Here is a 24,884-nt window from a genome sequence, read left to right on the forward strand (position 1 = left end):
CGCTTAGTTCACCCAGACACGCGCATTACGGAACATGCGCATCCAGGGAGCATCCTCGGTCCAGTCTTCCGAACGCCACGAGTTCTGCACCGCGCGGAACACCCGCTCCGGGTGCGGCATCATGATCGTCACACGACCGTCGCGGCTGGTGAGACCGGTAATCCCGCGCGGCGAGCCGTTCGGGTTGGCCGGGTAGGCTTCGGTGACCTTGCCGTGGTTGTCGACGAAACGCATCGCCACGCAACCGGACAGATCTGCTTCCAGCAAGGCTTCTTCGCTGGAGAACTCGGCATGGCCTTCACCGTGCGCGATGGCGATCGGCATACGCGAACCGGCCATGCCCTGCAGGAAGATCGAGTTCGATTCCTGGATCTGCACCATCGCCACGCGCGCTTCGAACTGCTCGGAGCGGTTGCGCACGAAATGCGGCCAGAACTCGCTGCCCGGGATCAGCTCGTGCAGGTTGGACATCATCTGGCAACCGTTGCACACACCGAGGGTGAAGCTGTCGTTACGCTCGAAGAAGCCCTGGAACGCATCGCGGGCACGGCTGTTGAACAACGCCGACTTGGCCCAGCCTTCACCGGCGCCGAGTACGTCGCCGTAGGAGAAGCCACCGCAGGCCACCAGACCTTTGAACTCGTTCAGGTCGACGCGGCCAGCAAGAATATCGCTCATGTGCACGTCGATCGCGTTGAAACCAGCGCGGTCGAACGCGGCGGCCATTTCCACCTGACCGTTGACGCCCTGCTCACGCAGCACGGCAACCTGTGGGCGGATGCCTTTCTTGATGTAAGGCGCTGCGATGTCTTGGTTGACGTCGAAGCTCAGCTTGACGCTCAGGCCCGGGTTGTCTTCTTCCAGCAGCGCGTCGAACTCTTGCTCGGCGCAGTCGGCGTTGTCGCGCAGACGCTGGATCTGGTAGCTGGTCTCGGCCCACTGACGTTGCAGCAGACGACGCTGGCCTTCGAACACCGTGTCACCGTTGAAGGTGATGTTGATCTGGCCATTGTTGATCGGCTGACCGATCACCGACACGCAGTCACCCAGACCGGCCGCGCTGAACTGCGCGAGGATGTCTGGCGTGGCGTCCTGACGAACCTGGATCACCGCACCCAGTTCTTCGTTGAACAGGATTGCAGCGATTTCGGCCGAGTTTTCGGCAACGCTGTCCAGGTTCAGGCTCAGACCGCAGTGGCCGGCGAACGCCATTTCCACCACGGAGGTCAGCAGACCACCGTCGGAACGGTCGTGGTAAGCCAGCAGGTGACCGTCGGCGTTGAGGCCCTGGATCACCGCGAAGAAGGCCTTCAGGTCTTCGGCGTCATCAACGTCCGGCGCGTGTTTGCCGAGCTTGCCGTGAACCTGTGCGAGGATCGAGGCACCCATGCGGTTCTGACCGCGACCGAGGTCGATCAGGATCAGGTCGGTGGTGCCCTTGTCCATGCGCAGTTCCGGGGTCAGGGTCTGACGGATGTCAGCCACTGGGGCGAAACCGGTCACGATCAGCGACATCGGCGAGGTCACGGTTTTTTCTTCGCCGTTGTCGTTCCAGCGGGTGGCCATGGACATGGAGTCCTTGCCCACCGGAATGGTGATGCCCAGCTCAGGGCACAGTTCCATGCCGACCGCTTTCACGGTGTCGTACAGACGCGCGTCTTCGCCCGGGTGGCCGGCAGCGGACATCCAATTCGCCGACAGTTTGATGTCGGAGATCTTGTTGATGCGCGAAGCGGCAATGTTGGTCAGGGTTTCGCCGATGGCCATGCGGCCCGACGCCGGAGCGTCCAGCAGCGCCAGCGGAGTGCGCTCGCCCATGGCCATCGCTTCACCGGTGTAGACGTCGAAACTGGTGGCGGTGACGGCGACGTCGGCCACCGGTACCTGCCATGGGCCAACCATCTGGTCACGGGCCACGAGGCCGGTGATGGTGCGGTCGCCGATGGTGATCAGGAAGCTTTTGCTCGCCACGGCCGGGTGATGCAGGACGCGCTCGATGGATTCACTGATGTCGAGGTTCGACGGATCGAAATCGTCACCCAGCTCGGCTTCGCGAACCACCGAACGGTGCATGCGCGGGGCCTTGCCCAGCAACACTTCCAGTGGCATGTCCACCGGGTTGTTGCCGAAGTGGCTGTCCGTCACGGTCAGTTGCGGCTCGGCAGTGGCTTCGCCGACCACGGCGAACGGGCAGCGCTCACGTTCGCAGATCGCCTTGAAGCGCTCGAAGTCGGCCGGGCCGACCGCCAGAACGTAACGTTCCTGAGATTCGTTGGACCAGATTTCGTGCGGGGCCATGCCCGGCTCGTCATTTGGAATGTTGCGCAGTTCGAAACGGCCACCACGGTCGCCGTCGTTGACCAGTTCAGGGAAGGCGTTGGACAGACCGCCCGCACCCACGTCGTGGATGAAGCTGATCGGGTTCTTGTCGCCCAACTGCCAGCAACGGTCGATGACTTCCTGGCAGCGACGCTCCATCTCAGGGTTTTCACGCTGTACGGAAGCAAAATCCAGATCCGCCGAGCTGGTGCCGGTAGCCATCGAGGACGCAGCGCCGCCGCCCAGACCGATCAGCATTGCCGGGCCGCCGAGCACGATCAGCTTGGAGCCGACCAGAATCTCGCCTTTCTTGACGTGTTCTTCGCGGATGTTGCCCATGCCGCCCGCGAGCATGATCGGCTTGTGGTAACCACGAACTTCGTCACCGTGCGGAGTAGTGATCGACTGTTCGAAGGTACGGAAGTAGCCAGTCAGGGCCGGACGACCGAATTCGTTGTTGAATGCGGCGCCGCCCAGCGGGCCTTCGATCATGATGTCCAGCGCGGTAACGATGCGCTCAGGCTTGCCGTACGGCACTTCCCACGGCTGTTCGAAGCCCGGGATCTGCAGGTTGGATACGGTGAAACCGGTCAGGCCGGCCTTTGGCTTGGCGCCACGACCGGTTGCACCTTCGTCGCGGATCTCGCCACCGGAACCGGTGGACGCGCCCGGGAACGGGGCGATCGCGGTCGGGTGGTTGTGGGTTTCGACCTTCATCAGGATGTGCACCGGCTCCTGCACCGCGCCGTACTGGCGGGTTTCCGGATCCGGGAAGAAGCGGCCGGCGACGTTACCGACGATCACCGAAGCGTTGTCCTTATAAGCGGACAGCACGCCTTCGTTGTGCATCTGATAGGTGTTCTTGATCATGCCGAACAGGCTTTTTTCCTGGCTTTCGCCGTCAATATCCCAACTGGCGTTGAAGATCTTGTGGCGGCAGTGCTCGGAATTGGCCTGGGCAAACATCATCAGTTCGATGTCGTGCGGGTTGCGCTTGAGACCGTTGAAGGCGTTGACCAGGTAATCGATCTCGTCTTCGGCCAGGGCCAGGCCCAGCTCGGTGTTGGCCTTTTCCAGCGCGGCGCGGCCGCCACCGAGGATGTCGATCGCGGTCAGCGGCTTCGGCTCGGCGTGGCTGAACAGACCGGCGGCCTGTTCCAGATTGCCCAGAACGATCTGGGTCATGCGGTCATGCAGCACGTCGGCGATTTGCTGGGCTTCGGCGTCGCTGAACTGGCCGGCCACGTAGAACGCGATGCCGCGCTCCAGGCGCTGGATCTTGCTCAGGCCGCAGTTGCGAGCGATGTCGCTGGCCTTGCTCGACCATGGCGAGATGGTGCCGAAACGCGGCAACACCAGAAACAGACGGCCGGTCGGCTCTTGTACCGGAACGCTTGGGCCGTACTTCAGAAGGCGCGCAAGCACCTGCTGTTCGTCGCCGGTCAGGACGCCGGTGACTTCGGCGAAGTGAGCGAATTCAGCATACAGGCCACTGACAGCTGGAACCTTCTGGCTCAGTTGCTCAAGGAGTTTGCTGTGGCGAAAGGCAGAAAGGGCAGGAGCGCCGCGCAGGATCAACATCTTCGGGACAGCCTCGGGAAGGGGTGTGCTTTGAGGCCGTGCATTCTAGCCTAAACCGCCCTCAACATCACCCGAAACGCTACGCACGGTTGCACTCGGATATCAATCTGTGTTTCTGCCTTTGAAGTCAAATTCCGAGGGTGCACGAGCCGCGCTTATTTTTTCTGTCACAAAATGCCTTTCAGCCCCATTCCTGCGGGGTTTCGTGCGGTTTTGTGATCTCTAGCAGACAACCCGCTCACTGTCGAGATATGGCGCCCGCAGCCGTTTGCGTATACTGCGCAGATGTTTTTCCCAACGGCTTTGCGTCCGCGATACGCCAAATGGCTGATCGCAACCGGACTCTTCCTGATGCTCGGTGGCTGTGTTGATAAACCCAACACACTCGAGCGCGTAAAGGAGGATGGTGTGCTGCGGGTGATTACCCGTAACAGCCCCGCCACCTACTTTCAGGATCGCAGCGGTGAAACCGGCTTCGAATACGAGCTGGTGAAGCGCTTCGCCGACGATTTGGGGGTCGAACTGAAGATCGAGACCGCCGACAACCTCGATGACCTGTTCAACCAGATCGGCAAGCCGAACGGCCCGGTGCTGGCGGCGGCAGGTCTGGTCAGCAGCGAGGAGCGCAAGAAGCAGGTGCGGTTTTCCCACTCCTACCTCGAAGTCACTCCGCAAATCATCTACCGCAACGGCCAGTCTCGCCCTACCGACCCGGGCGATCTGGTCGGCAAGAAAATCATGGTGCTCAAGGGCAGCACCCACGCTGAACAACTGGCGGAGCTGAAAAAGAAATTTCCAGGCATCGAATACGAAGAATCCGACGCCGTTGAAGTGGTCGACCTGTTGCGCATGGTCGATGAAGGCCAGATCGACCTGACGCTGGTCGACTCCAACGAAGTGGCGATGAACCAGGTGTACTTCACCAACATCCGCGTGGCCTTCGACCTCGGCGATGCGCGCAGCCAGAGCTGGGCGGTGGCCGCCGGCGAAGACAACAGCCTGCTCAACGAGATCAACGCCTACCTCGACAAGGTGCAGAAGAACGGCACCCTGCAGCGCCTGAAAGACCGCTATTACGGCCATGTCGATGTCCTCGGCTACATGGGCGCCACTACCTTCGCCCAGCACTTGCAGCAGCGCCTGCCCAAATACGAACAGCACTTCAAGACCTACGCCAAGAAAGAGAAAGTCGACTGGCGCCTGCTGGCGGCCATCGGTTATCAGGAATCGCTGTGGCAACCGGCAGTCACTTCGAAAACCGGCGTGCGCGGTTTGATGATGCTGACCCAGAACACCGCTCAGGCGATGGGCGTGTCGAACCGTCTCGATCCCAAGCAAAGCATCATGGGCGGCGCCAAGTACCTGGCCTACATGAAGGATCAGCTCGACGAATCGATTCAGGAGCCGGACCGCACCTGGTTTGCCCTGGCGGCGTACAACGTCGGCAGCGGTCACCTCGATGACGCACGCAAACTGGCGTCCCGCGAAGGCCTGAACCCGGACAAGTGGCTGGATGTGAAGAAGATGCTGCCGCGCCTGTCGCAGAAGCAGTGGTACAGCAAGACCCGCTACGGCTACGCCCGGGGCGGCGAGCCAGTGCATTTCGTGGCGAACATCCGTCGCTACTACGACATCCTGACCTGGGTGACCCAGCCGCAGCTTGAAGGCGATCAGGTGGCTGAGGGCAATCTGCATGTGCCCGGTATCGACAAGTCAAAACCGGCTCAAGAGCCTGCCCCGCTCTAACCACCGCCCCAAAAACAAATGTGGGAGCGAGCCTGCTCGCGAAGGCGTCGTGTCAGTCGACATCATGGTTGACTGATTTACCGCTTTCGCGAGCAGGCTCGCTCCCACAGGTTTTTGTGTCGAGGCTTAGTGCTTGGCGGCAGCCAAGATCAGCGCCTTCATCTCGGACACTGCAGACTTGAACCCAACGAACAACGCGTGCGCCACAAGCGCATGGCCGATGTTCAATTCGTTGATGCCTTTTATCGCCGCCACGGCTTCGACGTTGTGATAATGCAGGCCATGCCCGGCGTTGACGATCAGGCCCTGCGCCAGACCAAACGCTACGCCGTCGGCCACACGCTTCAATTCTTCAGCAACGTCAGTCGGGGTTTCGGCATCAGCGTAACGCCCGGTGTGCAGTTCGATGGCCGGCGCACCGACGCGCTTCGACGCAGCGATCTGGCGCTCGTCAGCATCGATGAACAGCGACACCTCGCTGCCGATCTTCGACAGGCGCTCGACCGCTGCCCTGATGCGCTCTTCCTGCCCCGCTACATCCAGACCGCCTTCAGTGGTCAGTTCCTGACGGGTTTCCGGGACGAGGCAAATGTGCGCCGGACGGATGCGTTCGGCGAACGCCATCATTTCTTCGGTGACGCCCATTTCGAAATTCATGCGGGTCTGCAGCACATCCTTGAGCAGCAGCACGTCGCGCTCCTGAATGTGCCGGCGGTCTTCACGCAAGTGCACGGTGATGCCATCGGCGCCCGCCTCTTCCGCGTCCAGCGCTGCCTTGACCGGATCCGGGTAGCGTGTGCCACGGGCCTGACGCAGGGTGGCGACGTGGTCGATGTTCACGCCAAGAAGAATGCGATTGCTGGTGGTCACGGATGCGCTCCTGAAGGGAAAGATTCGGCGCACAGCATATCAGGGCTTGCGAAATAGCTCGCGGCTGACGAGGGGGCGACCGCCCAAGTGCACGGCCAGTGCCTGACGCATCAGACGCTTGGCCGCCGACAGTGCGCCGGGAGCGGTCCAGTCGGCTTCGGCCATGGCCAGCAGTTCGGTGCCGTTGAACAGGCCCGGCTGCAACAGAAACACCCGTTCAAGTCCGGCATCCACTTGCAGACGATAGAGACCGTCCGGCGCGACCGGTTCGCTGTGGATATCGGTGTTCAGGGAGAAGCCGTAACCGAGATCGTCCAACAGGCGCCATTCGAAAGAACGCAGTAGCGGCTCCAACGGGCGACCCTCGGCCAGGGCCAGCAGTGTTGCAGCGTAATGGTCGAACACCGCCGGGTGCGGGTCTTCGGCAGGCAGCAGGCGGATCAGCAGCTCATTGAGATAGAGGCCACTGAACAGCGCCTCACCGACCATCCAGGTCGCGTTGCCGGCACTTTCCATGCGCCCGACGTTCTTCAGCTCACCCTTGCCACGAAACTCGACTTCCAGCGGCACGAACGGCCGCGCCAGTGTCCCGGCCTTGCCCCGCGCACTGCGCAACACCGCCCGCAGCCGCCCTTGCGGCGTGAGGAAGTCGACCAGCGCGCTGGTTTCGCGGTAGGCGCGCGAATGCAGGACGTAGGCGAGCTGGGCGGGAGGTGGGGTTTGCGACATGGAGTTCTCGATGAAGAAACGCGGTTTTTACACACCACCCAAAAACCAAATGTGGGAGCGAGCCTGCTCGCGAAAGCGAAGTGACAGTCAACATCAATGCTGAATGTTACTTCCCTTCGCGAGCAGGCTCGCTCCCACAGTGGGTATCGGTGTTCTCAGGAACGGTGATTACAGGTCGCCGTAACCCAGCGAACGCAGTGCACGCTCGTCGTCGGACCAGCCGCCCTTCACCTTGACCCACAGGTTGAGCATGATCTTGGAGTCGAACAGCAGCTCCATGTCCTTGCGCGCCTCGGTGCCGATGCGCTTGATGCGCTCGCCTTTGTCGCCAATGATGATTTTCTTCTGGCCGTCACGCTCGACGAGGATCAGCGCGTGGATGTGCAGGGTCTTGCCCTGCTGCTTGAACTCTTCGATCTCGACGGTGATCTGGTACGGCAGCTCGGCGCCCATCTGGCGCATGATTTTCTCGCGCACCAGTTCGGCGGCAAGGAAACGGCTGCTGCGGTCGGTGATCTGGTCTTCCGGGAAGAAGTGATCGTTCTCCGGCAGGTGATCGGCGATGACCTTTTCCAGCGCGTCGAGGTTGTGCCCGTGTTGCGCGGAAATCGGGATGATCTGTGCGTTCGGCAGCTGTTCCTGCAACCACGACAGGTGCGGCATCAGCTCGGCCTTGTCTTCGATGCGGTCGGTCTTGTTCAGTGCGACGATCAGCGGCCCGGTCACGTACTGCACGCGCTCCAGGACCATCTGGTCCTCTTCGGTCCACTTGGTGCGATCAACCACGAAGATCACCACGTCGACGTCTTTCAATGCTGCCGAAGCGGTTTTGTTCATGTAGCGGTTCAGGGCCTTTTCGCCCCCCTTGTGCATGCCGGGGGTGTCGACGTAGATCGCCTGCACGTCACCCTCGGTCTTGATCCCGAGCATGTTGTGACGGGTGGTCTGCGGCTTGCGCGAGGTGATCGCGAGCTTCTGGCCGAGGATGTGGTTCAGCAACGTCGATTTGCCGACGTTGGGACGGCCGACGATGGCAACGTAGCCACAGCGAGTTGCGTTTGTATCAGTCATTGCCATTCTCCACGCCCAGGGCAATCAGTGCTGCGGCGGCCGCTACCTGTTCGGCAATACGACGGCTCACACCCTGACCTCGGCTTTTTTCATTCAATAAGACCACTTCGCACTCGACGAAGAAGGTACGGCAGTGCGGCTCACCCTGGATATCCACCACTTCGTAGCGTGGCAGTTCGCAACCGCGCGATTGCAGGTGTTCCTGCAGACGGGTCTTGGGATCCTTGTTGGTGTCGACCAGCGTCAGGCCTTCGAACTCACCGGCCAGCCAGGCCAGTACGCGCTCGCGAGCGACGTCCATGCCGGCATCGAGGTAGATCGCGCCGATCAACGCTTCCAGGGCATCGGCCAGAATCGATTCGCGACGGAAGCCACCGCTTTTCAGTTCGCCCGAGCCCAGACGCAGGTAGTCGCCCAAGTCGAAACCACGGGCCAGCACGGCCAGTGTCTCACCCTTCACCAAACGTGCGCGCAAACGCGACAATTGGCCTTCGCGGGCCAGCGGGAAGCGATCGAACAGCGCCTCGCCGGCGACGAAGTTGAGGATGGCATCGCCGAGGAATTCCAGGCGTTCGTTATTACGCCCGGCAAAGCTGCGGTGCGTGAGGGCCAGCAGCATCAGCTCCTGATCCTTGAAGGTGTAACCGAGCTGGCGCTCGAGACGGCTTAGAGAAACGCTCACGGTTTACCCACGCTGAGTTCGTGGCTGGATTCCACTGCCATCGCCGGGGTACGGCGCAGGCCTGGGACAATTAACGCTGTGTTCAAAAATGACGTCCTGAATATCGTGGCTTCATGCCCTGGTGCCGATTTGTGTCGACTCCAGAAATGCATTCGGCGCTGTGGTCAACAGCGCCGTGATTGATTACTTGATCAGGCCAACCCGCGAGAAATTCGGCAGGTGGCTGAGTTTCGGTTCCGGCCAGCTCATCCAGACAGCGAAGGCTTTGCCGACGATATTCTGGTCGGGAACCATGCCCAGCAGATCCTTGGGAATGTTCGGGTCATCCCAGTAGCGACTGTCGTTGGAGTTGTCGCGGTTGTCGCCCATCATGAAGTAGTGCCCGGCCGGCACGGTCCAGGTATGGTCCGGCGTAGCGCGGTAGCGGCTCATTTCCTTGCGGATCAGGTGCTCGGCAGCGCCGAGTTTTTCCTTGTAGAGTTCCGCGCTGCCCAGCGTGCCCGGCTCGGAGCCGACCAGTTGCTCGGCAATCGACTCGCCATTGACCAACAGACGCTTGTCGGCGGTGTAACGCACCGTATCGCCCGGCAGGCCGACTACACGCTTGATGTAGTTGACGTTCGGGTCGCTCGGGTAGCGGAACACCATCACATCACCACGCTGCGGATCACCGACTTCGATGATTTTCTTGTCGATCACCGGCAGGCGGATCCCGTAAGAAAACTTGTTCACCAGAATGAAGTCGCCCACGTCCAGAGTCGGTTTCATCGAGCCGGACGGGATCTGGAACGGTTCCACCAGGAACGAACGCAGCACCAGCACGATGAACAGCACCGGAAAGAACGACTTGCCGTATTCGACCAGCAACGGCTCTTTGTTCAGCTTCTCGACCACCACGGGCTCGGGCTGGCTGACACTGCCTTGATAAGAGGCAATGGCAGCACGCCGACGCGGCGCCAGGAACAGCAGATCGAGCAACGCCAACAGGCCGCAGACGAACACGGCGATGACCAGCAACAGCGGGAAATTTAGTGACATAGGACCTGACTATTCCAACCTGAGCACGGCAAGGAAGGCTTCTTGTGGAATTTCCACGTTGCCGACCTGCTTCATGCGTTTCTTACCGGCCTTTTGCTTTTCAAGCAGCTTTTTCTTACGGCTTACGTCACCGCCGTAGCATTTGGCCAATACGTTCTTTCTGAGTGCCTTGACGGTTGTCCGGGCAACGATCTGACCGCCAATGGCCGCCTGGATCGCCACGTCGAACATCTGACGAGGAATCAGTTCTTTCATCTTCTCGGTCAACTGGCGACCTTTGAAGTGCGAATTGTCACGGTGCACGATCAACGCCAGGGCGTCGACCTTGTCACCGTTGATCAGCACGTCCAGTTTCACCAGATTAGCCGATTGGTAACGATCGAAATGGTAATCCAGCGAAGCATAGCCACGGCTGGTGGATTTGAGACGGTCGAAGAAGTCCAGGACCACTTCGTTCATCGGCAGGTCGTAGGTCACCTGGACCTGATTGCCGAGGAACAGCATGTCGACCTGTACGCCGCGCTTCTCGATGCACAGGGTGATGACGTTGCCCAGGTGCTCCTGCGGAACCAGGATGTTGGCACGCACGATTGGCTCGCGCATGTCTTCGATGGCCGACACATCCGGGAGCTTGGATGGGTTGTCGACGTAAATCGTTTCACCGGTTTTCAGCACCAGCTCGAAAATTACCGTTGGCGCGGTGGTGATCAGGTCCAGGTCGTATTCGCGCTCGAGGCGCTCCTGGATGATCTCCATGTGCAGCATGCCGAGGAACCCGCAACGGAAGCCGAAGCCCAGTGCGTCGGAGCTTTCCGGGGTGTACTGCAGCGACGAGTCGTTCAGGGTCAGTTTCTGCAGCGCTTCGCGGAAATCCTCGAAGTCGTCGGAGCTGACCGGGAACAGACCGGCGTAAACCTGTGGCTGGATGCGTTTGAAACCGGGCAGAACCGGCACATCCGGAGTCGAGCTCAGGGTCAGGGTGTCACCGACCGGTGCACCGTGAATGTCCTTGATGCTGGCGATGATGAAGCCCACTTCGCCAGCCTTGAGGTCAGCGGTAGCAGTGTGCTTCGGATTGAATACACCAACGCTGTCGACCAGGTGGATCTTGCCGGTGGATTTCACCAGGATCTTGTCGCCCTTCTTCACGCGGCCATGACGCACGCGCACCAGGGAGACAACGCCCAGGTAGTTGTCGAACCAGGAGTCGATGATCAGCGCTTGCAGCGGATCTTCGATGTTGCCGGTCGGCGCAGGAATGGTCGCGACCAGACGCTCGAGCACTTCGTCGACACCCAGGCCGGTCTTGGCGCTGCAGGTGACGGCGTCGGTGGCGTCGATGCCGATGATCTTCTCGATCTCGTCCTTGACGCGGTCCGGCTCGGCCTGGGGCAGGTCGATCTTGTTCAGCACCGGCATGACCTCGAGGCCTTGCTCGATGGCGGTGTAGCAGTTGGCCACGGACTGGGCTTCAACACCCTGACCGGCATCGACCACCAGCAACGCACCTTCACACGCGGCCAGGGAACGGCTGACTTCGTAGGTGAAGTCGACGTGACCCGGGGTGTCAATGAAGTTCAGCTGGTAGGTGACGCCATCTTTGGCTTTGTAATAGAGGGTAACGCTGTGGGCCTTGATGGTGATCCCGCGTTCGCGCTCCAGATCCATGGAATCCAGTACCTGGGCTTCCATTTCACGCTCGGCCAGGCCACCGCACATCTGGATGAAACGGTCAGCCAGCGTCGACTTGCCATGGTCAATGTGGGCGATGATGGAGAAATTGCGGATATGACTCAAATCACTCACGGATCAACACTCAAAAAGGCTGCAGGCTTGGCCCGCCGAAAAATAGCCGGGAATTGTACCTGATACACGGCGCAAGCGTCACGTTCGCCTGTCACCCGGATTGCATACGAAAACGCCCCGATCTGTCGACCGAGGCGTTTTCGCGGTTACAGCGTTGGCAACAACGCGGCCATCAGCCGGCCCGTCGCAGCAACCACACACCCGCCAGCGCACAGACCGTGGCCGGCACCAGCACCGCGAACAGCGGCGAGAAACCGAACACCAGGCTCGAAGGGCCAAGCAGATCCTGGACGATGCGGAAGGTGAAGCCCACCAGCACACCGGTGAACACTCGCTGACCGAGGGTGACCGAGCGCAACGGACCGAAGATGAAGGAGATCGCCATCAGCACCAGCGCGGCGGTGACCAGCGGCTGCAACACCTTGACCCAAAATGCCAGCCAATAGCGGCCATTGCTCAGGCCTTGATCCGCCAGGTAGTGGATGTAGCCCCACAGACCGGAAATCGACAGCGACTCAGGCGCCATCACCACCGTATTGAGCAGTTGCGGGCTCAGCGACACGTCCCACTCCTCGCTCGGCGCATTCACCACTTCGGTGCTGCGCTCGTGGAACACCGTGGTGGTCACGTCGCTGAGCAGCCAGCGCTTGCCGTCGAACTCCGCACGCTTGGCGAAGCTGGAGCTGAGCAGGTGGCGCTCTTTGTCGAAGTGATAGCGGGTCACGCCATACAACAGACCGTCGGGTTGCACGGCGTTGATATGGATGAATTCCTCACCCTGACGGTGCCACATGCCGTGCTTGGCGCTCTGCGCGTCGCCGCTGCCTTGCGCCAGCGAGCGATTGGCCTGGGCCATGCTTTCGGTGGCCGGGGCCACGTATTCGCCGATCAGCACGCCAGCCAGCATCAGCACCAGCATTGGCTTCATAACGGCCCAGACGATGCGCCCGATGGACACACCCGCGGCACGCATGACCGTCAGTTCGCTGCTGCTGGCCAGACTGCCGAGGCCGATCAGACAGCCGATCAGCGCGGCCATCGGCAGCATTTCGTACAGGCGACGCGGCGCGGTGAGTAGGACGAAGCTCAGCACATCGGTCAGCGTGTAGGTATCGCTGACGTCGCTCATCTCGTCGATGAAGGCAAACAGGGTCGCCAGACCCAGAATGATCGCCAGCACGGCGATGATCGCCACGAATACGCTGCTGCCGATGTAGCGGTCGAGTTTAACCACGGGCCACCTCCAGCACAGCGCTGCGACGGCTGGCCAGCTTCAGACGCATCGGCTCCCAGTACAGCAGGCCGAGACCGATGACCAGGAAGATCCCGTGCACCCACCACAGGCCAAGGGCCGGCGGGATCTTGCCTTTTTCGAGGGCGCCGCGGGCGGCAATCAGGATGGTCAGGTAAGCCATATAAAGAAGAATCGCCGGCAGCAGCTTCAGGAAACGGCCCTGACGCGGATTGACCCGCGACAGCGGCACCGCCATCAGGGTCACGATGAACACCAGCAACGGCAGGGAAATCCGCCATTGCAGTTCGGCCTTGGAACGCTCGTCGTCGGCGCCCAGCAGGGTCGAAGTCGGGATCGCGTCACGGTCGGTGACTTCGTCACTGGCATCCGGTTTTGGCAGCAATACGCCGTAGGTGTCGTATTTGATCGCGCGGTAATCGGCCTGACCCGGGCTGCCGTCATAGCGATAGCCGTTGTGCAGGATCAGATAGCGGTTGCCGTCCGAGTGAACTTCCTGGCGGCCTTTTTCGGCCACCAGCACGGAAATCCCGCGGTCCTTCTGATCGGAGCCGAGGTTTTTCTGCGAGATGAACACGCCACCGAGGTTGACGCGATCGTCGGTCAGGCTTTCGGTGTAGGTCACCCGAGTGCCGTCACGCAACGCCTGGAAACGGCCAGGTTCGAGGGTATCGAATTCGGTCAGGGCGTCCTGCTTGTTCAGCAGCAGCTGGAACTGGTTGGCGCCCTGCGGGGCCAGACTCAGGCTCAGCCACGCCACCACCAGTGCCACCAGCGTTGCCGGGAACAGGGTCATGCGCAGCAGACGCTGCTGACTCATGCCGGTGGCCGAGAGCACGGTCATTTCGCTTTCGAGGTACAACCGGCCGTAAGCCAGCAGGATCCCGAGAAACAGACCCAACGGCAGGATCAGTTGCATGAAACCCGGCAGACGGTAACCCATGATCAGGAACAGCGATCCCGGATCGAGTTGGCCCGCAGCGGCCTGGGCAAGGTATTTGATGAAGCGACCGCTCATGATGATGACCAGCAGCACGGCGCTGACGGCGCTCAGGGTCAACATCACTTCACGGGATAGATAACGGAAGACGATCAAACCAGACACTCCAGGGTTGTCAGGCTAAGGCGGCCAAACAAGCAAATGTTTCGAGCGACCCGCAAGGCAGAGCCGTCGAAAAAAGATGCGGCATTATCCTGTGATTGAGGGCGCCTGTCACTGCGCACACTCACCCAAGCGTAGATTCCGTTGAAGATCGCACAACCGAGGGTTGTCAGGCGCGGTGAGCGAGGTTCAAACTGCCGCCTTCGTCGCAGGCACAGACCTGCGCCTCTTCTATCTATAAGCAGGCGACTGCGGACACCGTCGAACGCCTGTGTGTTGACCATTCATTCAGGGATCCGGACATGGAACTGGTTGTAAAAAGCGTTAGCCCAGAAACGTTGAAAACCGCCACCCTGGTGGTTGCCGTCGGCGAAGGCCGCAAACTCGGCGTCGCCGCCAGACAGGTCGACGAGCTGAGCGGTGGCGCGATCAGCGCCGTGCTCAAGCGTGGTGATCTGGCCGGCAAGGTCGGTCAGAGCCTGCTGCTGCACAGCCTGCCGAACCTGAAAGCCGAGCGCGTGCTGCTGGTCGGCGTGGGCAAGGATGAAGAACTGGGCGACCGTCCGTTCCGTAAAATCGTGGCTGGCATCCTCAACACCCTGAAAGGTCTGGGTGGCAGCGATGCCGTGCTGGCCCTGGATGAAATCATCGTCAAGAACCGCGACAGCTACGGCAAGACCCGTCTGCTGGCGGAAACCCTGGTGGACGGCGAATACACCTTCGACCAGTTCAAGAGCCAGAAAGCCGAACCGCGCGCCCTGAAGAAAATCACCCTGCTGACCATCAAGGCTGCTCAGGCTGAAGTGCAGCGCGCCGTGAACCATGCCACCGCGATCGCCAACGGCATGGCCTTCACCCGTAATCTGGGCAACCTGCCGCCGAACATCTGCCACCCGACCTTCCTCGGCGAGCAAGCGAAGAACCTCGGCAAAGAGTTCAAGGATCTGAAAGTCGAAGTCCTCGACGAGAAGAAGATCAAATCCCTGGGCATGGGCTCGTTCTACGCCGTCGGCCAGGGCAGCGCCCAGCCGCCGCGCCTGATCGTCATGCAATACAACGGTGGCAAGAAATCCGAGAAGCCTTACGCGCTGGTCGGCAAAGGCATCACCTTCGACACCGGCGGCATCAGCCTCAAGCCGGGCGCCGGCATGGACGAAATGAAGTACGACATGGGTGGCGCGGCCTCCGTGTTCGGTACCCTGCGTGCCGTGCTCGAACTGAAACTGCCGATCAACCTGGTGTGCATCCTCGCCTGCGCCGAAAACATGCCGAGCGGCAATGCTTCGCGTCCGGGCGACATCGTCACCACCATGAGCGGCCAGACCGTGGAAATCCTCAACACCGACGCCGAAGGCCGTCTGGTGCTGTGCGACGCCCTGACCTACTCCGAGCGCTTCAAGCCGCAGGCAGTGATCGACATCGCCACACTGACCGGTGCCTGTGTGGTTGCACTGGGCGCCCACACTTCGGGCCTGCTGGGCAATAACGACGAACTGATCGAACAACTGCTCAGCGCCGGCAAAGCTGCTGACGACCGCGCCTGGCAACTGCCGCTGTTCGACGAATACCAGGAGCAACTGGACAGCCCGTTCGCCGACATCGCCAACATTGGCGGGCCGAAGGCCGGCACCATCACCGCCGCGTGCTTCCTGTCGCGCTTCACCAAGAACCTCAACTGGGCGCACCTGGACATCGCGGGCACCGCGTGGACCAGCGGCGGCAAGGACAAGGGCGCCACCGGCCGTCCGGTTCCGCTGCTGACCCAATACCTGCTGGACCGCGCCAAAGCCTGAAACCGATGAACCTGGGCGGCGTCACTCTACGGTGACGCCGCTCAAGGCTCAGGAACCGCAATGACCAAAGTCGACTTCTATATCCTGCCCAGCGCCGATCCTTCGGCTCGCCTGGACTTTGCCTGCAAGCTCACCGAGAAAGCCTGGCGCATGGGCCATCGCATCTACCTGCATTGCAGCGATGCTGCTCAGCGCGATGATCTCGATGCGCGCCTGTGGGCGTTCAAGGGCGAAACGTTCGTGCCGCACGGCCCTGCCGAGAGCGAACCGGACGGTTTGATCGTGCTGGGAACGGGCGCTGACTGCGGCGAGCATCAGGACTTGCTGGTCAACCTCGACCTGAAAGTCCCGGCTTTCACCAGTAAATTCGCCCGCGTGGCGGAAGTGGTGGTGGAAGATCCGACGATTCGCGCGGCGGCACGGGAGAGTTTCCGTTTCTACCGCGAACAGGGCTATCCTCTGCAAGATCACCGTTTACAGCGACTCTGAGTACGCCGATGGACACTCCAAAACCGCTGCAAAAGCCTGCACACCTGTTGGACGATCTCGAATCGATCCGCCAGTTGCTCGGCGATGACAACCTGCAACCGCCCTTGCTGACCGACACGGTCGAGGACGGTGAACAGGAACAGATTCCGATGCTGTTCGAGGCCGTCGACGCCACGCCGCCGACCATCGAACCGCCACCTGCTCCGGCCCCGGCACCTGCTGCCGCACCTGTGGATAAAGGCCCGGACGCCCTGCTGCACCTGGACAGCGAACTGCGCGCCGCTGCGCAATTGATCATGCAGGACGTGATCGACGACTTCGCGCCGCACATCGAAACCGAAATCAAACGCCGCCTCGAGGCGCGGATGGAACGGCTTTTGAGCCAATACGAATAACCACAAATCCCCTGTGGGAGCGGGCTTGCTCGCGAATGCGGTATGTCAGGCACCATCATCGCTGGCTGACACACCGAATTCGCGAGCAAGCCCGCTCCCACATTTGAACCGCGCACTACCTCCCCCGCTCGCCCTCGGCCCCATGCCCCGCTATACTTCCCGGCTTTTCCTGAATAAATGCCAATAGGGTCCCGCCGCGCATGGATAAGACCTACCAGCCGCACGCCATTGAAACTTCCTGGTACAACACCTGGGAGTCCGAGAACTATTTCGCACCGCAAGGCGCGGGCGATTCCTACACCATCATGATCCCGCCGCCGAACGTCACCGGCAGCCTGCACATGGGTCACGGTTTCAACAACGCGATCATGGACGCCCTGATCCGTTTCCGCCGCATGCAGGGTCGCAACACCCTGTGGCAGCCGGGCACCGACCACGCCGGTATCGCCACGCAGATGCTGGTGGAGCGTCAACTGGAAGCCACCGGCCAGAACCGCCATGACCTGGGCCGCGAGAAATTCCTCGAGAAAGTCTGGGAGTGGAAGGATCAGTCCGGCGGCAACATCAGCCGCCAGATCCGTCGCCTCGGTTCGTCCGTGGACTGGAGCCGCGAGCGCTTCACCATGGACGACGGTCTCTCGGAAGCGGTTAAAGAAGCCTTCGTACGCCTGCACGAAGACGGCCTGATCTACCGCGGCAAGCGTCTGGTCAACTGGGACACCAAGTTGCACACGGCGATTTCCGACCTCGAAGTGGAAAACCACGACGAGAAAGGTTTCCTGTGGAACCTCAAGTATCCGCTGGCTGACGGCGCGAAAACCGCTGAAGGCAACGATTTCCTGATCGTCGCGACCACCCGTCCGGAAACCATGCTCGGCGACTCCGCCGTCGCGGTTAACCCGAACGACGAACGCTACAAAGCCCTGATCGGCAAATTTGTCGAGCTGCCACTGGTTGGCCGCCGCATCCCGATCATCGCCGACGATTACTGCGATCCTGAATTCGGCACCGGTTGCGTGAAAATCACCCCGGCCCACGACTTCAACGACTACGAAGTCGGTAAGCGCCACAACCTGCCGCTGCTGAACATCTTCGACAAGAACGCCAACGTGCTGCCCGCAGCCCAGGTGTTCAACCTCGACGGCACGTTGAACGACAGCATCGATGGCAAGATCCCGGCCGAGTACGCCGGTCTCGAGCGTTTCGAAGCGCGCAAGCAGATCGTCGCTGCGTTCGACGCCGCCGGCCTGCTGGTCAGCGTCGACGATCACAACCTGAAAGTGCCGAAAGGCGACCGTTCCGGTACCGTCATCGAGCCGTGGCTGACCGACCAGTGGTACGTTTCCACCAAGCCGCTGGCTGAACCGGCGATTGCTGCCGTTGAAGACGGCCGTATCCAGTTCGTGCCAAAACAGTACGAAAACATGTACTTCTCGTGGATGCGCGACATCCAGGACTGGTGCATCAGCCGTCAGCTGTGGTGGGGCCATCGGATTCCGGCCTGGTACGACGAGTCGGGCAAGGTCTACGTCGGTCGCGACGAAGCCGAAGTGCGTGCCAAGCACAACCTCGGCCCGGACGTTGCGCTGCAACAGGACAACGACGTGCTCGACACCTGGTTCAGCTCGGGTCTGTGGACGTTCTCCACCCTCGGCTGGCCGGAAAAGACCGAGTTCCTGAAAAAATTCCACTCCACCGACGTGCTGGTCACCGGCTTCGACATCATTTTCTTCTGGGTTGCCCGGATGATCATGCTGACGATGCACCTGATCAAGAACGAGGACGGCACCCCGCAAGTACCATTCAAAACCGTTTATGTGCACGGGCTGGTGCGTGATGGCCAGGGCCAGAAGATGTCCAAGTCCAAGGGCAACGTCCTGGATCCGCTGGACATCATCGACGGTATCGAGCTGGAAGCCCTGGTGCAGAAACGCACCTCCGGCATGATGCAGCCGAAACTGGCGAAGAAGATCGAGAAGCAGACCCGCGACGAGTTCGCCGACGGCATCGCCAGCTACGGCACCGACGCCCTGCGCTTCACCTTCTGCTCGCTGGCGTCCACCGGTCGCGACATCAAGTTCGACATGGGCCGCGTCGAAGGCTATCGCAACTTCTGCAACAAGATCTGGAACGCCGCGCGTTATGTTCTGGACAAGGGCGAAGACTGCGGCCAGAACGGCGAAGCCTACGAGCTGTCGCTGGCGGATCGCTGGATCATCTCGCAACTGCAGCGCACCGAAGCCGAAGTGACCCGTCAACTGGATCAGTTCCGTTTCGACCTCGCCGCGCAAGCGCTGTACGAGTTCATCTGGAACCAGTACTGCGACTGGTACCTGGAACTGTCCAAGCCAGTGCTGTGGGACGAAAACGCGCCGGTCGAGCGTCAGCGCGGCACCCGTCGCACGCTGGTGCGCGTACTGGAAGTGGCGCTGCGTCTGGCGCATCCGTTCATGCCGTTCATCACTGAAGAAATCTGGCAGCGCATCGCGCCGCTGGCCGGTATTCAGGGCAAGACGATCATGCTGCAGCCTTGGCCAGTGGCCAATGAAGAGCGCATCGATCCGGCCGCTGAAGACGACATCGAGTGGCTCAAGGGCCTGATGCTCGGCACGCGTAACATCCGTGGCGAAATGAACATCGGCCCGGGCAAACCGCTACCGATCTACCTGAAGAACGTCAGCGCTGAAGATCAGCGTCGCCTGACCGAGAACGAAGCGCTGCTGAAGAAACTGGCGCGTCTGGAATCGATCACCGTTCTGGCGGCTGGCGAAGAAGCGCCGCTGTCCGCCACCGCACTGGTGGGCGAAATGGAAGTGCTGGTGCCGATGGCCGGCCTGATCGACAAGGGCGCCGAGCTGGCACGTCTGGACAAGGAAATCCTGCGTCTGCAGGGCGAAGTCCAGCGGGTTGGTGGCAAGTTGTCCAACGCCGGTTTCGTCGACAAGGCCCCGGCCGAAGTCATCGAGAAGGAACGCGCCAAACTGGCCGAGGCTGAACAGGCCTTGGGCAAACTGGCCGAGCAGCACGCGCGGATTTCCAGCCTGTAAGGGCAAGCCGCAATGAAAAAGGGAGGCCCGCAAAGGCCTCCCTTTTTTATTCAAGAATCGCCACGAATCCCCTGTGGGAGCGAGCCTGCTCGCGAAGGCGGTGTGTCATTCAACCTATGTGTTGGTGGACACACCACTTTCGCGAGCAAGCCCGCTCCCACAGTTTGAACGGTGTTGCCTTTAGATGTGGGACAATACCCGCCACTTTCAGCCATACCCGAATCGATCACACCCATGAACGCCCCCCGCACACCCAAACCTGCGCGCAAGAAGCCTGATGCCGCGACCCCGGCCAAAGCCGTCGAGCCGCGTGAAAAGGCCAGCCTGCACCCGCGCAATCGCCACCAGGGTCGCTACGACTTCCCGGCGCTGATCAAGACCACGCCGGAACTGGCGAAATTCGTGATCACCAACCCGTACGGCAAGGAAAGCATCGACTTCGCCAGCCCCGACGCGGTGCGCGTGTTCAACCGGGCGCTGCTCAAGGCGTTCTATGGCATCGAGCATTGGGACATTCCGGCAGACTATCTGTGCCCACCGGTCCCGGGCCGGGCCGATTACGTGCACTTCCTCGCCGACCTGCTGGCGAGCATGAATGACGGCAAGGTCCCGCGCGGTGCAATCGTCAACGTGCTGGACATCGGCATGGGTGCCAACTGCGTGTATCCGCTGATCGGTAACAGCGAATACCGCTGGCACTTCCTCGGTTCGGAAATCGATCCGACCGCCGTGGCTGCCGCCCGAGCCATCGTCCAGTCCAACGGGCTGAACAAGGTGATCCAGCTGCGCCAGCAGGAAAACCGCAAGCACATCCTGATTGGTCTGCTGGAGCCGGGCGAGCGCTTCGACCTGACCATGTGCAACCCGCCGTTCCACGCTTCGATGGAGGAAGCGACCAAGGGCAGCGAGCGCAAATGGCGCGCACTGGGCAAGGCCGATCCGAAACGCAAGCTGCCGGTGCTGAACTTCGGTGGCCAGTCCGCCGAGCTGTGGTGTGAAGGCGGTGAAGCGCGTTTCGTGACCCAACTGATCGCCGAAAGCGCGAACTTCCAGCACAAGGTGCTGTGGTTCAGCACGCTGGTGTCGAAAGCCTCGAACCTGCCCGCCATCGAAACCGCGCTGAAGAAGGCCGGCGTGCTGGAAAGCCAGGTGGTGGAGATGTCGCAAGGGCAGAAGCAGAGCCGCTTCGTGGCCTGGACCTTCCAGACCAAATCCGAGCAGCAGATCTGGCGGCGCGAGCGCTGGACGCGCTGAGACACTGCTGATCACCTGTGGGAGCGAGCCTGCTCGCGAAGGCGGCGTGTCAGTTAACTTCATTATTGACTGACACAGCGCTTTCGCGAGCAGGCTCGCTCCCACATTGGATTGCGTGGCGCCGCCAAATCGCAGGCACAAAAAAACCGTGCCCGGATCGCTCCGGTGCACGGTTTTTTTATCGCTGCGTCTTACTTGTTCACAGCGTCGGTAAGGCCTTTGGCCACAACCAGCTTGATCACTTTCTTGGCAGGGATTTCGATGGCAGCGCCAGTCGAAGGGTTACGGCCAGTGCGGGCAGGACGCTCGGTCACTTTCAGCTTGCCGATACCTGGCAAGGTGATTTCGCCGCCGTTTTCCAGCTGATCGGCAACGATTTGGCCCAGTTGGTCCAGAGCGTTACGCGCGGTGGTTTTCGGCGCGTCGATAGCTTCAGCGATGTCGGCGATCAGTTGGTCTTTAGTAAGAGCCATGTAGTGTTCCTTCCCTATCAAATTCATATGGATTGCAGAGTGCAGTGTCAGCCATCGAGCCCGATCTTCTGGATCTGGCACCCTCGGCGATAACCACGACGAGTCGGGTTATAGATGCCGAAATCAGGGTTTGGTTCGACCTGACAAATGCTGATTGCACGCTTAACGCAGTGACTTCGCGTAAGACCGGGCAAAACTAGCACAGAGACGGGGAAATATCCGCCTCTAGCTACCCATTTGGTCAGCTTTATTGCTCTAAATCGGTAAAAAACTGCATAAGGGCACCCACCCGCCCTGGATTTGCCCTTCACCCCGCGCCAAAACCAGTGGTTGCGGTACACTGGGCGCTTTTTCGGGGGAGCCTGCCCTCCTCCCTTCCACCAGCCGAGAAGCCCATGCCGATCCGTCATTGCATCGTCCACCTGATCGACAAAAAACCCGACGGCACGCCCGCAGTTCTGCACGCCCGTGACTCCGAACTGGCTGAGTCCGCGGCCATCGAGAACATGCTCGCCGACCTCAACGAGAGCTACAATGCCAAACAGGGCAAAGCCTGGGGCCTGTTCCATCCGGAATCCGGTGCGTTCCCGTTCAGCGGCTGGCTGAAGGAATACATGGACGGTGGCAAAGACTTCGCCGCGTTCAGCAGGGTTGCGGTAGAGCACCTGCAGAAGCTGATGGAAGAGTCGAACCTGTCGGTCGGCGGCCACGTGCTGTTCGCTCACTATCAGCAGGGCATGACCGACTACCTGGCGATCGCCCTGCTGCACCACAGCGAAGGCGTGGCGGTGACCGATGAGCTCGACGTGACGCCGTCGCGTCACCTGGACCTCGGCCAGCTGCATCTGGCGGCGCGGATCAACGTCTCCGAGTGGCAGAACAACAAGCAGTCCAAGCAGTACATCTCGTTCATCAAGGGCAAGAACGGCAAGAAGGTTTCGGAATACTTCCGCGACTTCATCGGCTGCCAGGAAGGCGTCGATGGCCCGGGCGAGACGCGCACGCTGCTCAAGGCCTTCAGCGACTTCGTCGAAAGCGAAGACCTGCCGGAAGACTCCGCCCGCGAGAAAACCAAGACCCTGGTCGATTACGCCAGCAGTCAGGCCAAGCTCGGCGAGCCGATGGGCCTGGAAGAGCTGTCGGAGCTGATCGATGAAGAACGCCCGAAAGCCTTTTACGACCACATCCGCAACAAGGACTACGGTCTGTCGCCGGAGATTCCGGCGGACAAACGCACCCTTAACCAGTTCCGCCGCTTCACCGGCCGCGCCGAAGGCCTGTCGATCAGCTTTGAAGCGCACCTGCTGGGTTCGAAGATCGAGTACGACGAGGAGGCCGGCACCTTGATCATCAAGGGCCTGCCAACCTCGCTCACCGATCAGCTCAAGCGCCGCAACTGATGCTCGGTAATGTGCTGAAGAAGGTTGCGCTGGTTCTGCTGGTGGTCGTGGTCTATCAGAACTGGGGCAAGATCGAGCGGGTGTTCAACCCATCGCAGATGGTCTCTGAGCAGACGCGGGCGCAGGCCCATGTCGTGCTGTATGCCACCGACTGGTGCGGCTACTGCAAGCAGACCAAACGCTTTCTCGACAGCAAGGGGATTCCTTTCAAGGAATTCGATATCGAGAAGAACGCCGAGGCGCGCAAGGCGTATGAGGCGCTGGGTGGACGCGGGATTCCGCTGATCGACGTGAATGGCACGTTGATTCGCGGGTTCGACCCGGACGAGATCCTCGCCGCCCTGAAATAACACAACTCCTCTGTGGTGAGGGGATTTATCCCCGATCGGCGGCGAAGCCGTCGCAAAATCTGCTTGGTAGGGCGTGCAGTTTTTTGGGGGCGCTTCGCGCCCCATCGGGGATAAATCCCCTCACCACAATTGCCCCCCAAGCAAAGGCCGCTTGCTGATCAGCGGGCTTCGATGCGGAAACCAAAGCGCGGGAAGTGCACATGCACCACGCCGCCACGCGGGTCTTCACGGCGCAGGATCAGCTCTTCGCGGCCAGCAAACAGCAACTCACCCACCACCGGATCAACCCCGTAATCTGTCGCGGCAATCGCCACCTGCTGCCCGGCCTTGAAACCGTTCGGATCGACAAACTGCTCATCCGGCAGCGCCGCCGGCGTCGAACTGCGCGCCACTTCCAGCGCCTCCTCGGCAGTCATTTCGCTCGCGGCACCATGACCAAAGCCCAGCACACGGCCCAGCCAGGCAGTCACGGCCGGATATTCATCGACCAACGGCGCAGTGACGTGCGTCGCCTTGAGGAACCACAGCGGATGCGCCAGGGCGAAGTCGGCAATCGACGGCTCACCGAACAGGAAGTCGCCCTGCTCGCGCTGCAATTGCTGCTCCAGCCGCGCCATGATCGTTGGCCATTGATGCTTGGCCTGTTCGGCCGACAGTCGCGTGGCGCTGCCTCCACTGAACAGCCCGGCACGGTCAGCGATAAAGGCCTTGATCGCTTCCGGCGGCAACTTGCCGAAGCGCACCGCGACCGATTCCGGCTGGAACACCAGGCTGACCGCATGCTGGAACACCACCGAATCGGCCCAAGCGGCGAAGCTGGCGCTGGTCATTTCCTGGCCTTCCGGGAAAAACGCCGGCAGGGCTTTTTCCTGCTCCAGACGACGGGCAATCAACGATGTGTCGCAATAGATGTCGGCGCCGATCTGCAACACCGGGGTCTTGCGGTAGCCGCCAGTCAGCGCGGTCAGATCCGGCTTGGGCATCACCGGCGAAATGTGCACCGAGCGCCACGACAAGCCTTTGAAGCCCAACAGCAGACGAGCCTTTTCGGCAAATGGAGAGGTCGGGTAATGATGCAGAATCAACTCGGACATGCTCGGCTCCGCCGCACAGAAAGTGAGTCCGCAGCTTAGCGTGCATTTGATTAGCAGCCTACAGATCTGCCTGATGAGAACCAATCAGTCAGATTGATAAGACGCGACCAGGCATTCCTTGGCGCTCTTGCGCAGTTTTTTGATCAGCCGTTCCTGACGCAACGCGTCGCTCTTGTCGCGGCAACGCTCGGTGTAGACCAGCGCCATCGCCGGGCTGGACAGGAAGAAGCGTGCGCCCTTGCCGCTTTGATGCTTGGCGAAGCGGCGCACCGGGTCGTCGCTGATCCCGCAGTACAGCGAACCGTTGGCCGCGCGCACGAGGTAGACGAACCAGGACTTGCTCGCTGGCTCGACGACTTCAACCGGTTTTTTGCTGAGGCTGGTCACTTCGGG

The 24,884-nt window shown here is 60.9% G+C and carries 20 protein-coding genes; 8 read left to right on the plus strand and 12 right to left on the minus strand.

Annotated features, from left to right (window positions below; all coding sequences use genetic code 11):
* Positions 1-3 precede the first annotated feature (3 nt).
* The gene (purL, locus tag QRN61_RS21725; RefSeq protein WP_285375425.1) at positions 4-3,900 is read right to left on the minus strand and encodes a phosphoribosylformylglycinamidine synthase; all 3,897 of its coding nucleotides are present in this window, start codon (positions 3,898-3,900) and stop codon (positions 4-6) included.
* Positions 3,901-4,185: 285 nt separating this feature from the next.
* Between purL and mltF the strand changes: the two genes are divergently transcribed.
* Positions 4,186-5,646 (plus strand): membrane-bound lytic murein transglycosylase MltF, encoded by a 1,461-nt coding sequence (mltF, locus tag QRN61_RS21730; protein ID WP_198758458.1) that lies wholly within the window; start codon positions 4,186-4,188, stop codon positions 5,644-5,646.
* A gap of 126 nt (positions 5,647-5,772) precedes the next feature.
* Here the strand turns inward: mltF and pdxJ are convergent, their stop codons facing one another.
* The 8 genes from pdxJ to lptF form a co-directional block, all read right to left on the minus strand.
* Entirely contained in the window at positions 5,773-6,516 is a 744-nt protein-coding gene (gene pdxJ / locus QRN61_RS21740; protein WP_285375429.1) for a pyridoxine 5'-phosphate synthase, read from the minus strand.
* 39 nt (positions 6,517-6,555) lie between these two features.
* The gene (recO, locus tag QRN61_RS21745) at positions 6,556-7,245 is read right to left on the minus strand and encodes a DNA repair protein RecO (protein ID WP_007965159.1); all 690 of its coding nucleotides are present in this window, start codon (positions 7,243-7,245) and stop codon (positions 6,556-6,558) included.
* Positions 7,246-7,413: 168 nt separating this feature from the next.
* Entirely contained in the window at positions 7,414-8,316 is a 903-nt protein-coding gene (gene era / locus QRN61_RS21750) for a GTPase Era (RefSeq protein WP_003221935.1), read from the minus strand.
* Positions 8,309-8,998 carry a ribonuclease III gene (gene rnc / locus QRN61_RS21755; protein ID WP_024011703.1) on the minus strand — a complete coding sequence of 230 codons (690 nt, stop codon included), beginning with the start codon at positions 8,996-8,998 and terminating at the stop codon, positions 8,309-8,311. The genes era and rnc overlap by 8 nt, the downstream gene beginning before the upstream one ends.
* A gap of 183 nt (positions 8,999-9,181) precedes the next feature.
* The gene (gene lepB / locus QRN61_RS21760) at positions 9,182-10,036 is read right to left on the minus strand and encodes a signal peptidase I (RefSeq protein WP_025112167.1); all 855 of its coding nucleotides are present in this window, start codon (positions 10,034-10,036) and stop codon (positions 9,182-9,184) included.
* A 9-nt stretch (positions 10,037-10,045) separates the two neighbouring features.
* Positions 10,046-11,842 carry a translation elongation factor 4 gene (gene lepA / locus QRN61_RS21765; protein WP_003221926.1) on the minus strand — a complete coding sequence of 599 codons (1,797 nt, stop codon included), beginning with the start codon at positions 11,840-11,842 and terminating at the stop codon, positions 10,046-10,048.
* A 172-nt stretch (positions 11,843-12,014) separates the two neighbouring features.
* On the minus strand, positions 12,015-13,076 hold the full coding sequence (gene lptG, locus QRN61_RS21770) for an LPS export ABC transporter permease LptG (RefSeq protein WP_007965162.1): 1,062 nt from the start codon (positions 13,074-13,076) through the stop codon (positions 12,015-12,017).
* Positions 13,069-14,190 carry an LPS export ABC transporter permease LptF gene (gene lptF, locus QRN61_RS21775; RefSeq protein ID WP_285375442.1) on the minus strand — a complete coding sequence of 374 codons (1,122 nt, stop codon included), beginning with the start codon at positions 14,188-14,190 and terminating at the stop codon, positions 13,069-13,071. The genes lptG and lptF overlap by 8 nt, the downstream gene beginning before the upstream one ends.
* A gap of 308 nt (positions 14,191-14,498) precedes the next feature.
* On the opposite strand from lptF, the gene QRN61_RS21780 reads away from it, so the two are divergent.
* The 5 genes from QRN61_RS21780 to rlmF all read left to right on the plus strand — a co-directional run bounded on the left by QRN61_RS21780 (position 14,499) and on the right by rlmF (position 21,174).
* On the plus strand, positions 14,499-15,989 hold the full coding sequence (locus tag QRN61_RS21780) for a leucyl aminopeptidase (RefSeq protein WP_027610952.1): 1,491 nt from the start codon (positions 14,499-14,501) through the stop codon (positions 15,987-15,989).
* 60 nt (positions 15,990-16,049) lie between these two features.
* A complete protein-coding gene (locus QRN61_RS21785; RefSeq protein ID WP_150370321.1) occupies positions 16,050-16,478 on the plus strand; it encodes a DNA polymerase III subunit chi in 429 nt (142 codons plus the stop codon).
* 8 nt (positions 16,479-16,486) lie between these two features.
* A complete protein-coding gene (locus tag QRN61_RS21790) occupies positions 16,487-16,873 on the plus strand; it encodes a DNA polymerase III subunit chi (protein WP_097086346.1) in 387 nt (128 codons plus the stop codon).
* A 200-nt stretch (positions 16,874-17,073) separates the two neighbouring features.
* Positions 17,074-19,920: a valine--tRNA ligase gene (locus QRN61_RS21795; RefSeq protein WP_007965170.1), complete on the plus strand. Its 2,847-nt coding sequence runs from the start codon at positions 17,074-17,076 to the stop codon at positions 19,918-19,920.
* 234 nt (positions 19,921-20,154) lie between these two features.
* Positions 20,155-21,174: a 23S rRNA (adenine(1618)-N(6))-methyltransferase RlmF gene (gene rlmF / locus QRN61_RS21800; protein ID WP_285375445.1), complete on the plus strand. Its 1,020-nt coding sequence runs from the start codon at positions 20,155-20,157 to the stop codon at positions 21,172-21,174.
* 191 nt (positions 21,175-21,365) lie between these two features.
* Here rlmF and QRN61_RS21805 read toward each other — a convergent pair whose 3' ends face one another.
* Entirely contained in the window at positions 21,366-21,647 is a 282-nt protein-coding gene (locus tag QRN61_RS21805) for an HU family DNA-binding protein (protein ID WP_003221909.1), read from the minus strand.
* A gap of 395 nt (positions 21,648-22,042) precedes the next feature.
* Here QRN61_RS21805 and yejK point away from each other — a divergent pair, with 395 nt between their 5' ends.
* Positions 22,043-23,047: a nucleoid-associated protein YejK gene (yejK, locus tag QRN61_RS21810; RefSeq protein ID WP_095138266.1), complete on the plus strand. Its 1,005-nt coding sequence runs from the start codon at positions 22,043-22,045 to the stop codon at positions 23,045-23,047.
* The gene (locus QRN61_RS21815; RefSeq protein WP_115988153.1) at positions 23,047-23,397 is read left to right on the plus strand and encodes a glutaredoxin family protein; all 351 of its coding nucleotides are present in this window, start codon (positions 23,047-23,049) and stop codon (positions 23,395-23,397) included. Before yejK ends, QRN61_RS21815 begins: the two co-directional genes overlap by 1 nt.
* Positions 23,398-23,555: 158 nt before the next feature.
* On the opposite strand, the gene QRN61_RS21820 is transcribed toward QRN61_RS21815, so the two are convergent.
* Positions 23,556-24,491 (minus strand): glutathione S-transferase family protein, encoded by a 936-nt coding sequence (locus tag QRN61_RS21820; protein ID WP_183785812.1) that lies wholly within the window; start codon positions 24,489-24,491, stop codon positions 23,556-23,558.
* Positions 24,492-24,575: 84 nt separating this feature from the next.
* Positions 24,576-24,878, minus strand: coding sequence for a GIY-YIG nuclease family protein (locus QRN61_RS21825; protein WP_115988155.1), 303 nt, complete (start codon positions 24,876-24,878; stop codon positions 24,576-24,578).
* Between the last annotated feature and the right edge of the window lie 6 nt (positions 24,879-24,884).

Source organism: Pseudomonas sp. lyk4-TYG-107 (assembly GCF_030209055.1).
Taxonomy (GTDB): Bacteria; Pseudomonadota; Gammaproteobacteria; order Pseudomonadales; family Pseudomonadaceae; genus Aquipseudomonas; species Aquipseudomonas putida_A.